General features: G+C 31.2%; 14 protein-coding genes and 2 pseudogenes. 3 read left to right on the top strand and 13 right to left on the bottom strand.

From position 1 onward, the window contains the following. Positions 1-7: 7 nt before the first annotated feature. The 3 genes from IGK70_RS03860 to IGK70_RS03850 all read left to right on the top strand — a co-directional run bounded on the left by IGK70_RS03860 (position 8) and on the right by IGK70_RS03850 (position 2675). The gene (locus IGK70_RS03860; protein ID WP_025189331.1) at positions 8-715 is read left to right on the top strand and encodes a GntR family transcriptional regulator; all 708 of its coding nucleotides are present in this window, start codon (positions 8-10) and stop codon (positions 713-715) included. 77 nt (positions 716-792) lie between these two features. Next, positions 793-1902 (top strand): radical SAM/SPASM domain-containing protein, encoded by a 1110-nt coding sequence (locus tag IGK70_RS03855; RefSeq protein ID WP_010712154.1) that lies wholly within the window; start codon positions 793-795, stop codon positions 1900-1902. Continuing rightward, on the top strand, positions 1899-2675 hold the full coding sequence (locus IGK70_RS03850; RefSeq protein ID WP_010712153.1) for a sulfite exporter TauE/SafE family protein: 777 nt from the start codon (positions 1899-1901) through the stop codon (positions 2673-2675). Before IGK70_RS03855 ends, IGK70_RS03850 begins: the two co-directional genes overlap by 4 nt. A 723-nt stretch (positions 2676-3398) precedes the next feature. Here IGK70_RS03850 and IGK70_RS03845 read toward each other — a convergent pair. The 13 genes and pseudogenes from IGK70_RS03845 to IGK70_RS03785 all read right to left on the bottom strand — a co-directional run. Beyond that, positions 3399-6003, bottom strand: a pseudogene (locus IGK70_RS03845) (Tn3 family transposase); the annotation flags it as partial. A 63-nt stretch (positions 6004-6066) separates the two neighbouring features. After that, positions 6067-6870 (bottom strand): AAA family ATPase, encoded by an 804-nt coding sequence (locus tag IGK70_RS03840; RefSeq protein WP_220421808.1) that lies wholly within the window; start codon positions 6868-6870, stop codon positions 6067-6069. Continuing rightward, entirely contained in the window at positions 6863-7264 is a 402-nt protein-coding gene (locus IGK70_RS03835) for a Mu transposase C-terminal domain-containing protein (protein ID WP_010712147.1), read from the bottom strand. The genes IGK70_RS03840 and IGK70_RS03835 overlap by 8 nt, the downstream gene beginning before the upstream one ends. 45 nt (positions 7265-7309) lie before the next feature. Next, entirely contained in the window at positions 7310-7693 is a 384-nt protein-coding gene (locus tag IGK70_RS03830) for a transposase (RefSeq protein ID WP_010712146.1), read from the bottom strand. Positions 7694-8007: 314 nt separating this feature from the next. After that, the gene (locus tag IGK70_RS03825) at positions 8008-8157 is read right to left on the bottom strand and encodes a hypothetical protein (RefSeq protein ID WP_310576090.1); all 150 of its coding nucleotides are present in this window, start codon (positions 8155-8157) and stop codon (positions 8008-8010) included. A gap of 109 nt (positions 8158-8266) precedes the next feature. After that, positions 8267-8849: pseudogene (locus tag IGK70_RS03820) on the bottom strand (recombinase family protein). Positions 8850-9226: 377 nt separating this feature from the next. After that, positions 9227-10093 (bottom strand): hypothetical protein, encoded by an 867-nt coding sequence (locus tag IGK70_RS03815; RefSeq protein ID WP_010711377.1) that lies wholly within the window; start codon positions 10091-10093, stop codon positions 9227-9229. A gap of 383 nt (positions 10094-10476) precedes the next feature. Then, entirely contained in the window at positions 10477-10719 is a 243-nt protein-coding gene (locus IGK70_RS03810) for a hypothetical protein (RefSeq protein ID WP_010712143.1), read from the bottom strand. Positions 10720-10775: 56 nt separating this feature from the next. Then, entirely contained in the window at positions 10776-11063 is a 288-nt protein-coding gene (locus IGK70_RS03805) for a TfoX/Sxy family DNA transformation protein (RefSeq protein WP_010712142.1), read from the bottom strand. 251 nt (positions 11064-11314) lie between these two features. After that, on the bottom strand, positions 11315-11842 hold the full coding sequence (locus IGK70_RS03800; RefSeq protein ID WP_025189330.1) for a hypothetical protein: 528 nt from the start codon (positions 11840-11842) through the stop codon (positions 11315-11317). Between the two features lies 1 nt (position 11843). Then, positions 11844-12164, bottom strand: coding sequence for a hypothetical protein (locus IGK70_RS03795; protein ID WP_010712140.1), 321 nt, complete (start codon positions 12162-12164; stop codon positions 11844-11846). A gap of 441 nt (positions 12165-12605) precedes the next feature. Beyond that, positions 12606-13580, bottom strand: a complete 975-nt coding sequence (gene bsh / locus IGK70_RS03790; protein WP_002355428.1) for a choloylglycine hydrolase — start codon at positions 13578-13580, stop codon at positions 12606-12608. Between the two features lie 694 nt (positions 13581-14274). Next, positions 14275-14916: a hypothetical protein gene (locus tag IGK70_RS03785; RefSeq protein WP_010712139.1), complete on the bottom strand. Its 642-nt coding sequence runs from the start codon at positions 14914-14916 to the stop codon at positions 14275-14277. Positions 14917-15080 lie beyond the last annotated feature (164 nt).

Here is a 15080-nt window from a genome sequence, read left to right as displayed (position 1 = left end):
GGCGTGTATAATAAAACCAAAATATCTAGAGATTAAGAATGAGTTGAAGCAACAAATTGTTACTGGTAAGTTTCATAATGGTGATCGATTCTATTCAGAATCAGAAATTATAAATAAATACAATGTAAGCTCTATAACAGCAATTCGTGCATTAAAAGAACTAGTTCAAGAGGGTTATATTGTACGTTATCAGGGAATAGGAACTTTTGTTTCACGTGCAAGAAAAGAAAAAATAGTAAAATTTTCTGATATAGAAATATTTTCATTTAACAATGATAAAGTACATGTACTTTCAATTACACGTGAGAATAAAAAGCAAATATTAGATGTATTAAAATTAACAACTGATTCATATTATTATCGAATTGAACGAATTAGAGAAGCGGATAAAATCCCTTATATCTACCATAAATCTTATTTACCAGAACAATATGTAAATCCCAACTATCCAGACATTGATTATTACAATTCTATTTACAAGCGTTTGAAATTAGACTATGATGTTGATTTAAATGAAGAAAGCTTTATAGAAACAAATGAAATTCTATTTCCTGCTCCTAAGAATATATGTAAACAGCTAAAAATAAATGAAACCGAACCAGTTGTCTTTCAAACTAAATTAACTTCTTTATCTGAGAATAATAAACCTATAGAATATGTTGAAAGTCATAAAAAATGGAATTTTTATAAAATTCAACTCCTATCTAATAATTAAGTGTCTCTCACTTGTTTCTACTTGCTGTAGTAATTTTTATTAATTGTAAATATTTTTTTAGAATCGAGGCCATTATCATGAAACATATTTCAGTGTTGATCAAGCCAGCATCTTCCCTCTGCAATCTTCGTTGCAGCTACTGCTTCTATGCTAATGTCAGTTCCTTGCGGGAAGTCTGCTCGTTTGGCAAAATGAAAGAAGAAATGACAGAGAAAATGATTAAAAGTATATATGCAGACTTAGAAGATGGTGATCAATTGACATTAGCATTTCAAGGTGGAGAGCCAACAATCGCAGGTCTCAATTACTTCCGTAAAATAACGCAGTTAGTGGATCAACAGCTAAAGAAAGTTCAGGTCCATTATGCAATTCAAACGAATGGCATACTAATCAATGAGAAATGGTGTGTTTTTTTAAAAAAACATAATTTTTTAGTCGGGCTCTCAATCGATGGGCATCCACTTTATCATGATCTGTACCGAGTCGATTCTAGAGGAGAAGGAACTTTTCAACGAGTGTTAAAAACAAAGCAGCTGTTTGATCAATATGAGATTAAGTACAATGTGCTTTGTGTCCTGACAAATCCATTGGCTAAAGAAGCTAAGAAAATCTTTCGCTTTATAAAAGAACAACAAATCGATTTTGTCCAGTTTATTCCTTGTTTGGATGATTTAGATGCCAAAGAAAAAAATAGTTATGCCCTTACACCAAAACGTTTTGCAGGATTTTACCACCAACTTTTGCAGTTATGGCTGCAAGAATTAGCAGAGGGGCATTATATAAGTATTAAGCTTTTTGATGATCTTTTGAATCTATTGATCAAGCGACAAGTCACTGCCTGCGGGATTTTAGGAAACTGTCAGGTTCAATATGTCATTGAAGCAGATGGCAGTGTGTATCCTTGTGATTTTTATGTGCTGGATGAGTATCGCATGGGGTATATTCAAGAACAGACTTTACGTCAGTTATTTGAACAGGACATTGCAAAAACGTTTGTGTGTCAACGGCCCGAAATGCCAAAGAAATGTCTGAGTTGCCCATTTCAAAAAATGTGTCGTGGCGGCTGTAAACGAATGAAAGATGCCATCTATGTGGACGGGGACTATTGCGGTTATCAGCAACTCTTGCAGGAATTTGTGCCGCAGATCAATCGGATTTTAGGTTTGTTACAGGGGGTTAGAGTGTGATTGGGATTATTTATTTTATCGTGATCGTATTGGCAAATACAGTGGGGGCCGTTTCAGGCATGGGGGGCGGTGTTCTGATCAAACCCATTTTTGATTTTATCGGTGCCCATTCTGTTGCGGCCATCTCGTTTTATTCTACCGTAGCCGTGTTTACCATGTCGCTGGTTTCTACCGCAAGACAGTTGGCTAGTGGACGTAAAATCAATTGGCAAATCGTCCTTTGGGTTTCAGGCGGTGCCGTCTTAGGAGGCATCTTGGGCAATGTCGCTTTTGATCACCTGCTGCTTTTATTTCAGAATGAAGATCAGGTACAAATGATTCAGATCTTTTTGACCGTTGTGACACTGCTGTTTGCTTTATTTTATACCAAATATGACTGTCCCGGATTTCAACTGAAAAAAAACTTCTGGTATTGCTTCTGTGGTCTAGTCCTTGGTTTTCTAGCCAGTCTTCTAGGAATCGGCGGCGGACCGATCAATGTTTCCTTATTGATGCTGATGTTTGCTTTGCCCATCAAAGAAGCGACCGTCTATTCTATTTGTACAATTTTTTTCTCTCAATTAGCGAAAATTGTGACAATCGCCGGGACCACAGGATTTGGATTCTATGACTTAAAGATTTTATGGTTCGTGATTCCAGCCGCAATTGTTGGCGGTTTACTAGGGGCAAAGACCAGCGCCATCCTCTCACCACAAAAAGTAACGATTGTCTTCCAAATAGTGATTTTTCTAGTGCTGATAATCAATCTTTATAACGGCTATCAATTACTATAGAGCATATATTTTTTTGAAACGGTGAGTTTTCCCTTCGAGTTCAGTATTGAATCTATCTAGTATAAAACTTGAACTTAACCCTCAAAAATATATTTTTATGGATTATTTATCCAGATTTTCTTTTATGCCTTCAACAATATATTCGACTTTGTCTTTCCCATCAGAAGCTACTTCTTTTGTTTTTCCTTTATCTGTCATAATAAATTCCTCCTAATATTTTTTTCTGTTAGTTATTTGTATCTAAAGACTCTAATTTTTTACTAACACCTTCAACGGCTTGCTAGCTTTTGTATTTACTTCTTCTACAGCTACTTTAGAAGAAGTAACTGTAGAAGGATTCTCTATTTTCTTTACTTCCGCCATATTTCTGCATATTTTCTGTACATAGGTATTAAATTATATGCACATTTTGATATTTTATCTTTTCCATAATCACTAAATTTTTGATAAAATTTTCTGTTTTTTAATAAATCCTCTGGATTAATTTCCCAATAAAATTTCATATTTCTCTATTCTTTCTATAACTATCAATGTAGTCAGCTTTAAGAACAAATTAGACTACACTAACACTTAATCGTTATGTTACTTTCCAAAACTAAATACTTTATTTAGTTGAAAATATCTCCATTTCATAATTCTATCTATTTTTTTCCGCGCAAAATATATGGGGGACACTGGAACATCCGTACAGAAAATAGCGGTAGGATTTAAAACACGAACATTTTAGTGTGTATTTAAAGGACGCAAATGTCCATTTTTCAAGGAAGGATCATATCGAAAAGAGTATTTACCAACAAAGTTAATATGCTCAAAGAGAAGTGGTGATAATTTATTGATTTTCTCTTCTGAACAATCAAATCCTTCTACACGCATTTGGTCAATTACTCTTTCTAAATAGAGCGTATTCCAATAAATAATTGCATTTGTCACAATACTAAGAACCGTCAATTGCTCTTCCATTCCGTCAATATAGGTTTGATATAGTTTGCCCTTTTTCCCATAAAATATGTGGCGACATAATGTATGCCTTGCTTTTCCTTTATTCAGCTGTTCTAAAATCTGTCTTGCATAAATCTCATCAGAAATATAGCGCAATTGGTGCTTTGTTTTGTATACTTTTCCATATTCAATAATGGCTTTCCCTAGCTCTGTTGGTTGACCATTTCGTTGAAGTGCTTTTGTTAACTCTGTCGCATTCACTTTTCCTGACTTTAAAGAAGCTGCTACTCGAAGTATTTCGCCCCAGTTTTTTCTATTCGAGTAGTGTTGATTTTGTTTTGAGAAACTTCATTTAACATTTTATAGTCTGCAGTTAAGTCTATTCGCCAAAGTTTTGTTCCGTGATTGTTTGCAATTCGTGGACTAAATTGGAAGCCTAACAATCCAAAAAGTCCAAACACCAAATCACTATACCCGGCTGTATCTGTCATGATTTGTTTTGGTTCTAAGCCACTTGTTTGATTTAAAAAACCATCCAATAAGTACAAAGAATCACGCAATGTTCCTGGAACAACCATTCCATGAAATCCAATATATTGATCAGAAACAAAGTTGTAAAATGTGATTCCACGACCAAGGCCAAATATTTTGGATTACTTCTAGAATATAGGGAACGTTGTGGTGTGGTATAACGAATACCGTCGGCCGAAGCCATTTAATTATTTCCCCATACAAGAGAAATAGGAAGTTTTTTGTATGCAGAAATAATTTTTTTATTTGATGCTGACAGTGTATCCAATCGAACATATTGGTGATTGACGTACATTAGCCGATCATGTTTTAAACTCTCGATTCCTTCTTTAGATACTGGAGAAAAACCAATATTACAGGCTTCTGCTAAAAGTACTGCTAGAACACTAATATCTAGGTGATCCATACGCGTATTCGATTCATTAATATGGTGGAAACAGAAGGTTAAATCAAGTTCTTGATTTACCTCCAATAATAAATCTGGAAGATCAATTTTGGGCATTAATGCTTTTACGCGATTTTTGAACTGCGTATCTTCCTTATGTTCACGTGTTTTTCGGAGTTTAGACACGATAATTTTATCTTTGTTCTCCTGTTTTTCAATTCTAGCCATTTCAGAATGAGACCATTTTTTTATTGTTTCGTTATAAGACAGACTTAAATCTTCTTCTAATTGTTTTATTGCTTCAGCAGAAGAGCTAGGTAATTCCAATTGAGAGAGTAAACTTTCTTTTTGCTGTTCCCACGTATCTTCACTGATTAAACAACTCATTGGATCAATGAATCTTTCACTTTTAGGTACAAATATATCATGTTTATTCAAGCTTTGGATTAGTAACTCAACACCTAGAATAAGCATACTTTGATTGACTTCATTAGGGTTAGAGTGAATATAATAGGCCCATTTCTTTGGTATATGATTTTCAACAGATTCAAATTGTCTAAAGGTAATGGGCTTTGGAAATCTACGTCGAATTAAGTACCACACTGTCATACAATCTTCACCATAGTGGCCATTTTCTATTGTTAATGTTTCAATAATCAAAGGAATAAACTTTCGAATTTTACGATAAGATTGAATTAATTCTGCGATTGCAATAGGTTCTTGTTCATTTTTAACAAGTTTCTTTACTTGAAACACCGCATTTACAATATCCTCTGCTGGATATTGGTCAAACACTCGGCTTCGCAGACAATCAATTTCAATAAAATCGTCTAAAAATAGTTCAACTATTTCAGATAGAGTAAATGCTGCACGATCCAAATCTTTTAACGTTCGTAGTCGCTCTTTTGATTCTTTATTTTTTGCTCGTCTAAAAATTGACTCATAATATTTTATTAAAGCTGTAAGCAATTCGTCTGTAGCAATCTTTTCATACTCATACACAAAAGCAACTAAAAGGGCTAATTTTTTCTGAATACTCATTCTTTGAATAAGGCTTGATTTGGCTTTAAAAGCGTAGGTAGCTAAATGCTTTACTTTTCCTTCAGGGATAGTTGAGAAATCCCATTCACTTGTATGAAACTGCTGGAATTCCTTTAATCGATGAAAACCACGAGTGGTTTCTTTCCTACCTTCATCAATTAAAGGAGCTCGTAAAATATCCATTTTAGTGAATGCCCCTTGAACAGGCGTACCCATAAGACTAAGTAAATTTAATAACTTCTCTGACTCTTCTTCAGAAGGTATAAGAGAGAGTTGATTCATCAATTGATCTTCTGCCTGTTCAACAATTTTGGAAATAAAACGTTGAAATATGGATACACCTGGAAGTAATATTTTTTCTTCTAAACATTTTTTCAATAGCATATCTGAGAGCATTTCAGTTGTTTCAGTCGTATGTGAAGCACGTGTCACTTTTCTATAATGGCAAAAATTTCCAGCAATAAATGACAAAAGCTACCAACTTTTGATAGTTTTTTATATGCCTATCACTAAACTATCTCTTGCTGCTTCGACTACTTCTACAGTAATTTTATCCATTTGATTAATTCTTAAAATACGATCAATCTGTGCAAACAAACGATGAATAAGTCGAAAATTCCCTTTTGTGATTTTAATGATAGTTGTGATAGCTTCATAATCAGAAAAATCTTCTAGCTTTATATCAATTCCTAAATCTGCCCATTTGTATTCCAAGATATGATGCGTTTCGTCCTTACTAAGGTTATCAAATTCATGTGCGAAACCTATACGCGAGTACAGTTGAGGATAACGAGATAATCTTTTTTCAATTCCAGGCATACCGATAAGAATCATTGCTAAATCATTTCTATCATAAATATCTCTTAGCTGTTCTAAATGTTGAAGTTTTAATCGATCGATTTCATCGACAATAATTAAATCAATTCCTTCATAAGAATCTGAAGCATAAATTTCCTTTTGATTGTATTTAAAAACTAAATGCATTGTTTTAACCATATCAACCCTAGTTGATAATCTATCGATATCTGAACTAATACGAGTCATTTTTTCAGCTGGAGCGGTATAGAATACTTTATTTGCACTTAATATTTCGTCTGTTGCGTCTTTTCCAATATCATCAGCACGATGATAGGCAATTTGTTTTTCTATATTATCCCAATTACAGTAATACTTTGAAGATAATGTTTTACCTACGCCAGGAGCACCGTAACAAATTCCAATATACTTATACTTAATACATGCGTCACAAAATTCAGCAAATCGTTTATATTCTTTTGTTTCAATAAAGGTTTTATTCATTGTAGTATCTCTTTAAAGTTGATTTCTTAGGTGGGGTAGATATTTCTTCATATTTTTTCTCTTCAATTAGTAATTCTACAGAACTTGGTGCTAGTATTTTTTGTTTTAGTAATTTTTTTCGTTTATTTCTAGCAAAAACTAGATCCTCCATATTGATTTCATAATTTGAAATATCTGGAGAAATGGCATTACAAAGAAACTTATTTTTATAAAATACCCTAATTTCTGCTAAATCATTTGGTGTATACCGAATTAAAACAGGTTCTCCAACAAACGCAGATAAATTAGGATTGGTATATCGTAAACCTTGGAAATGAATCCCATCAGAGTGAACTTTTCGAGTTTTTGGTATTTCTAACAACAATAAATCTAGCTCTTCTAAACTATTAGGCATATTCGGTAAAAATGATTGCTCACTCCATTTTTTATCGGACTTACTTTACATAGAAGAATGACTCGTTTGATTATATTCATTGATAAGAAAAGAATGTAGTTTCTCTTTAAAGTTTTGAATCGTAAATAATTTTTCGTTGCAGTTATTTTCAATATATCCTGGTAATCCTTCTAAAAATACTTGGTTAATCGTCTGGAAAAAACGCTCAATTTTTCCACGACCTCTTGGAATTCCTATAGAAGAAAAAATGAGATTTATTTTCAAATCAACAGCAACTTGTTCCATAAAATTTGAAGTAAAATCACTTCCATGATCAGTATAAAAATTTTCAGGAATGCCACATATTGGCCATGAAGAATCTTTTTTTGTCCAAATAGCTTGATGTAAGGTTAAAGCGGTATTGATTGCTGAAGGGGCAGAAAAACTCAAATAATAACCAACTACTGCTCGACTATAGTCATCTAATATAATAGTTAACCAGGGGCGATTGATATTTCCTTTTTCATCAAGTAAATTTATATCTAATAAGGTATGATCTGCTTACCAAATTTCATTTGGTCGTGTTGTTTCCCTTATAGCAATTAAATCATACTTCTCTTTATATGCTTGTTCTCCCTCATGAGCTAACTGAATGAGACTTTTGGGAATCCGTTTCCTTAATTTATAAATTTGAGAATAACTCGGTATATCCAGTTTGTTCTCTTTATAATAGGAAGTACTTTTTCGAGACAATGTCTTTGTACTTATTTTCTGTATCTCAATACAAATTCTTCTAATTTTTTGCAAACTTCCTCAGAAACCTTAATTTGCTCAAAATCAGTTCGCGTCTTTCTAATTAAACCCACTAAACCATCATGTTCATATTTTTGTATCCAACGATAAAGTGTACAAATAGGTACTTTATTTTTAATAGATATTTCTTTTATCGTTTCTTGTTTATTAAGATAAGGCTAAATAATTTTATATTTTTTCATCGCATCTGTTCTTTGCTGGTCTGAAAAACTAGTGAGCATTTGTTTTTTCATTTTTTCCTCCATTTTATCTAAATAGCGATAAATCGTTGTTCGAGAAACATTACAACGTTCGGCAATGGTTTTAATCGGTGTTCCACTATCAACTAGAGTCTTTAGTAATTCTAAATCTTGTGCTTTTAACTTTTCAGGACGACCTCCAAATCGACCTCTTGCTCGAGCAGCCTCGCGTCCTGCCGCAGATCTTTCTAAAATTAGATTTCGTTCGAATTCTGTAAATGCTGCAAACAAATGAAACATAAGCTGTCCCGTAGAACTTGATTTATCCATTGTTATATTTTCTTGAAGACTATGAAAACTAACACCTCGTTTATTCAAACGATTGACGATTGAAATCAAATCTTCCATATTTCTGCCTAGACGATCTAAACGCCAAACGACAAGTGTATCTCCAGATCGAACAAAATCAATGGCTGTTTCTAATCCTGGTCGATTACTTTTGCACCACTCATATGATCTGTAAAAATTTTTTCGCAGCCAAATTTATTTAAGCTATCTTCTTGTAAATCTAAATTTTGTAAACCAATAGAGACCCGGGCGTATCCTATTTTCAAAAAAATCACTCCTTTACAAAATCTATTGTAACATAACTTTAAATAACTAGTATAATTGAACATAGATTTTGATATGAGGTTATGGACACAAAAAGAAGTTAAAAATTTAAAAACTAGATAAAAAAACACTGTGTACAGAAACGGGTGATTTTATGAACACTTCATTATAAAATTAAGAACTAAAAAAATCACTCAATTATTTTGAATGATTTTTTAGCGATTAAATATTATAGTTTATGTCAAATAAAATAAAAAAATTATGCCATTTAAAAAGAAAAATGACAATTCCAAGTATAGCACGAAAAAACAAAGAGGTCAAAAACTTTTAAGTTTCTGACCTCACATTTTTAATAACAATAACTATGATAAATTTGCCCTCATTGTCTATAAGGAATTTTTCTTGGTTTTCGTTTCACATGATATTTAGAATCTCCGTATACTTCTGCTACCTCACCATATAACTCCTTCTCTTTTAGATATTTTGATTGGAAAAGATTTATATATTTACGCATATCAATTCGTTCAAGTAATCCTTTATCGTCTAATTCAAATAAATCAATATGCTCAAAAAAGTTTCTATGTCTATTAATAAGTTCATAAACCAACTGCTTTTTGTAAATTAAGGTCCTACTAACTTTACTACTACTTGTTGTCTTTACATCTCTATTTTCAATTATATTCCTTAAAACACCTAAACAAGCATCAGTAAATTCTAATCCAATTTCAGTATTTTTATATATTAGCTTTGCTTTAACCACTTTAAAATGATCGTATCTATACAAAGAATGAATATTAAGCTGATTCTTAATTAACTTATCTAAACCTCTTTTTTCATAATCTGTTGCGTACTCAATATAGATATTTGCTTCAACCTCAGTAAATGAACTGTACCCTCTCAATGATCCATAGATTGATCGCTCTGGTATTTTTGAATATACCATATCATCAATTTTTCCTTTCAACATATGATTACTAAATCTTCCACGCTTAAAAGCTACTACATTGAATCGAAGTAAATTTTCATTTGAAACAAATAAATCAAATAAGTTTAAATAATCTTTTAATTGACTTTTTTTATAATCGGTCAAATGGAAACTTATTTCTTCTCTCTTTAGTTTATCATTTAGCTCCATAACACTTTTTGAACAATAAAAATTATTAGGGACGACCACACTTCCAATCAGACTAATTTCATTTTTATTTTTGCCACTTTCATCCATAAAAACCGATACTGTTTCTTTCACTAGTATTCTCCTCAATATCCTATATTTGACTATTGCATTATGTACAGATTCATGTTATATTGAATGTGTAATTTGATTGTCCCCTTTGGACAACAAACTATGATTCTGTATCACATACATTTGTTAACCCCTTTGGTTAAAAATGTGTGTTTTTTTTTGGCTCTTTTTCTAAAACTTTTTATAGCTATAGTTTATCATAACTAAAAAAATAATTTAACTACTCAAAATATCTTTTCCAATGAATTACTTCTTATTTTTTGATATCTATTACAATAGAAAAAATATATAGAAACGAAAACATACTAAAAGTATCCCATATTAAAACGTACAGATACACCAAAAGCAAGCCTATTCGCTACGGGCTTGCTTTTTGGTTTGTTATTCTAATGTAATTCTTTATAGGATAGATACAACAAAGAATTAGTCTTTTCAATGAATTGATAGATTGTTCTTTTTGCTGAGGTGCTTACATCGGCCATCTTATTTAAATTATTTTCCACTTCTTCCTTGTTATAAGTAAAAAAATTATCTTTCCACACTAACAGTATCACTAACTCTATTTCATGAAAACTTATAAAATATGTGCATCCATAAGGGTTACCTCTTTCATGAGCATAAATTTGCATACAAACCTTTTTCTTCCTTTAATGTTTGAATAAACAGAACTTCTAATATAAACTAGTTAGTTATTTTTAGTAGAAATAATGTAAAGGTATTTTAATGAATTATAATATGCTTTCAATTCTTCGTTTGTTTCTTGAGATAAACAAATATCATTTACACCTTCTATTGCTCCTTCCAACCCATAAAGCATATGTAAACATGCATCTGAGTCACTTTGCAATCGTATACGAAAAAAAGCTTCTTTACTCCCGATTTTTTTTAGCTTTTCTTGGTTTTCAATTCCTGCTAAAAGTAGTTTCTTTTCTAAAACTACTCCTATATTCGGTAATTTTATTAAATCACTCATTTCAATTCTCCTGACATTAATGGAACTACTACTTCTTTTGTTTATTCAGTATAATTTGTTAATACTATTTTTTCTTATTTACTTATATTCATGATCCCTACTTAAAACAAATGTTGAGATTCCAAAAGTCTTTTCTTTTAAAAAATACGAAAAAACTAATCATATCAATAGATTCTTTATTGCAAAGCTTTAGCAATTCTTTTATAAAATAACATTTTTTATGATGTAAACAGCCAAACAAATTACTTTCATTATTCTTCTTGCTTAGTAGATGCTATAGAAATTTCACGAACAAGTGTATCTTGCGGCATTTCATAAATAAATTTAACAGCTTTTGCTACCAATTTTACTTTATGTGTAATTTTTTCTACATAAGCATATGATACACCCAACTTATCTAATTCTTCTGTATCACTTGCCAATTGCTCAATGTCTGATTGAGAAACTGTTTCTTTTAATGCTTCCTCCCTAACTGAAAATAAATCATCAACTTTCTTTTCCAACTCATTTGACCAAAGAACAATAGCACCATTTAAAACTTCAAATAAATTCGAAATACGATTCATGATATTTTCGTCCCGATTTCTACGTTCGGATTTATATTCAATAAAACTTTCAAATAATGTTAATAATTGGGAGCCAGTAATTGTCTCCTTTAACATTTGATTATTCGAATCATTAAACAATTCATTAAATTGCTGTTGATAATACTTAATTTTTTCTTCCTCATACGCTTGATTTTGGTCTTTCTTTAATTCATTCCTCATAGCCTTTAACAAATTATTTATCTACCAGTTGATAAATAATTTGTTTCTCTTCACTCGATAAAACACTTGATTGTTTTACTAATAGTGCTGTAGCTTCTGCGTACAATTTTTGAATCTTCTCATCCGTTGCAGGCTCAGTTAATTTTACTGCATGATAATTATCATCTAAAACTAAATTTTGCTTCACTTTATCGATAAACGCTATAACAAACGGATTCATTTGTAATTCATTTTCATGCGCATAATTTATTTCTGCTGTAAAAATTGGTACATTACTGGGCACCATTCCTAAAACTGACGCAGAAATCATTAAAATAGCACATACTTTTTTCATTTCGATTCAAACTCCTTCACATTTTTTAGTCTTTTAAATAAATACTAATACACCTATCACATTTATAACTCTATATTTTTTTACACTTCAAAAAAATTATGCGGACAATCGTAGTTACTCTTATAACAAGCTATCCTTCTTATTAAAAAATTACAAGCGTTTACTATTCATTTTTTTATAGAAAATATGAATACAAAAAAACAACTATTCGTTTTATAAGAATAGTTGTTTTTGATATTAATTGTTAAACCCTTTTTTCTCAAAAATCCACTTTTTCATGTAATACTGTACTTTTTTTGTCATCTTTCCTTAAAGCATCTAATTTGTTTAATTTATCATCAATTACCTAGTAGTTATCAATAACTTAAATCTACTCTTCTATTATTCCCGTTTATTTAAAATCATTTCGAAAATACTTATAAAAACAAGAATTACAACAAATTAATTAGCATAGTTAATTTGTTGTGTTTCCACCATTGGATAAACAATTAAGCTATCCTTCTCTAAATTTTCCTTATTCATATCCACAGCAGTAATTTGACTATTGTCATACGTACGATAGTAATAAATTCCCTTTTCCAGGTTACAACATGAAGAATAAATCGTATACTCATATTTTTCATCACCAACATCACACAATCCTTTTTGTTGTTCGACAGAACTTAAAATATGAAAAAATTGGCTAATACTTTCATATTCTGAACTTCTTGATACAGAATTTAACTTAGTAAAAGTTGCTTTTACAAATCTAGATACTGATGATAAATCTCCTGGCAACCCAATACCACCCATTCCTCTACTATAAATATCTAACTCTATTTGATCTGAAAAATTATTTTTTGGAGTTCTAGTTGAAAGTACACGATAATTGTTTAAATTAAATAATTGGTAATCAAATGTTGGGTTATTTGTTAATACGCCTACAGGATTATCAAATACACGTAAGCCTTCTTTCGTGCTTTCAACCACAATAGATTGCTCTTTATCCGCCAACAGCCAATGGAGAGGGGATAACGGAAGTTCATCACTAAAATTAATATTTACTAAATTAAGATTCTTCAATAATTTTTTTGCTTCATCTACAGTAGAGCATTGTCCCAATACCCAAGGAATAAACTCAAATGGAGAAACATTTTCTTTTCCTTCTTCAATTTTTTTATAATCTGCATAGCCTGAAAAGTTTAATCCAGCCATTCCTAATCCTTTTTCATTTATTGCATCATAATAAAGCGGATAATCAGCAATCCCAGCAGCAATTCCAATTATTGCAAAATGATGATCTAAATTTCCAACTTCTCGAAATGAAAACTTATAATTTCTCGGCGTAATAGTAACCACCTCATTATAAGAAATTTCATAATCAAAATTCCTTCCAAAGTAATGATCTTTTGATACATAAGTAATTGCTGTACACATAATCAATTCCTCCTATATACTAATTCAGTCACTGAAATAGTACACCCAATACTCTTTTTTATCAAATTTAAACTATCCACAAAATGGCTAAAACAATATATGAACATTCAATTTAAATATCACAGTTCCTAACTGACATAAAAAGATATATTAACTAAAAAACTAGCTATTTTTATTTTATAACAGGAACTGTTGATACATAAAAATTACTAACCTAAATACTTTAATCATATTCAAAGTTTATACAAATAAAGTATGCTCAACTTAAATGACCTACTACATACTTAGTAAATAGTTAGAATAGAAAAAGAGCCAACAGAGTATACCCTGTTGGTACTTAATTGATAGTAGAATACTTTTTTAATGTCTTTATATATTATTGAATTTTTGCAGAAGTAACACTATTAATATATACTAAAATAAACAGGCTAGATATAATCTAATTTAGAAAGGACCAGCAATTTATGAAAAACAACGATAATATTTCTAATACCTTAATAGTTTTCTTTGATAAGGTTGTTCGCTTATGGTCACTATTTTTGTTTTTAATTATTTTAATAAAAATATTTTTCATGTCTAATACAGCAATAATCTCAAAAAATATCTTTTACGTCACAGGTATAATTAGTGTAATTTCTGCATTACTACTGATTTGGCAAGAAAAAAGAAGGGCTAAACTTTAGCCCTTCTTTTTTTATTCAGCTTCTATAGAAGCGCAAGTCATCGCTGTGTACACTAATGTCAAAACAGCAGCTACATTTCTCCCGGCAGCAGAAGCTACCTTCCCTGCTAACCATGCTGCTGCCCTAGCAAAACCATAAGTATTCAGCACGGATTTAAATGCTGCTACACTAATACCCACTCCAAATGTATTTTTAGCCCAATCTACAGCACATTTAGCTAATGCTCCACCAGCACGAGGTTGTATCGGTATAGCACCTTGTGCCAATGTACTAATATTATTTCTAAACTCAAATCTACCAAGTTCATTAAAGTTGTTATCATCATTAAAAAATTCTATGAAGTCTAAAATAGCTTTATATTCAACTCCACTGCCAAACATATCTTTAATACCATTTTCATTCACAATAAATTTACCGTTTGTGGGATTTACAGAAACAGCTTTTGAAAAGAATTCATCCAATCCTTTGTTTGCATCTGAATAAAATGAATTGACGTCTATGTTGTCTAATATAGCCTTATCTTCTTTGCTAATCTCATTATCTAATTCACTAGCATATACACTTGTACCAGCACTGGCAAATAGACTCAATACCATCAATAGCGACATTGCCAGACAGAAGATCTTTGATTTTTTAGAAAAAGTAATTTCCATGTTTAACTCCCTACTTTCTTTTTTTATTTATTACAATAATAACAATATTTAAAGTTATTTATTGTCAAAATCCCTATTTAACGTTTATCCCATCCTAAAAAACCACAATACTGTTAGGATTGAAGTTTCTTCGGCTCTTAGCCATTTCATTTTAACTTATTTTA

Source organism: Enterococcus sp. DIV0358 (genome assembly GCF_051713465.1).
Lineage (GTDB): Bacteria > Bacillota > Bacilli > Lactobacillales > Enterococcaceae > Enterococcus > Enterococcus faecalis.
Note: the sequence above shows the minus strand (reverse complement) of the source record. Positions and strands in the feature narration are given on the sequence as shown.

What these genes read in the sequence shown, in the direction of transcription:
- bsh (WP_002355428.1), bottom strand. Translation starts at nt 13,580, where the DNA reads ATGTGTACAGCAATTACTTATGTATCAAAAGATCATTACTTTGGAAGG.
- IGK70_RS03805 (WP_010712142.1), bottom strand. Translation starts at nt 11,063, where the DNA reads ATGAGTGATTTAATAAAATTACCGAATATAGGAGTAGTTTTAGAAAAG.
- IGK70_RS03855 (WP_010712154.1), top strand. Translation starts at nt 793, where the DNA reads ATGAAACATATTTCAGTGTTGATCAAGCCAGCATCTTCCCTCTGCAAT.
- IGK70_RS03840 (WP_220421808.1), bottom strand. Translation starts at nt 6,870, where the DNA reads ATGAATAAAACCTTTATTGAAACAAAAGAATATAAACGATTTGCTGAA.
- IGK70_RS03785 (WP_010712139.1), bottom strand. Translation starts at nt 14,916, where the DNA reads ATGGAAATTACTTTTTCTAAAAAATCAAAGATCTTCTGTCTGGCAATG.
- IGK70_RS03835 (WP_010712147.1), bottom strand. Translation starts at nt 7,264, where the DNA reads ATGCCTAATAGTTTAGAAGAGCTAGATTTATTGTTGTTAGAAATACCA.
- IGK70_RS03795 (WP_010712140.1), bottom strand. Translation starts at nt 12,164, where the DNA reads ATGAAAAAAGTATGTGCTATTTTAATGATTTCTGCGTCAGTTTTAGGA.
- IGK70_RS03810 (WP_010712143.1), bottom strand. Translation starts at nt 10,719, where the DNA reads ATGCAAATTTATGCTCATGAAAGAGGTAACCCTTATGGATGCACATAT.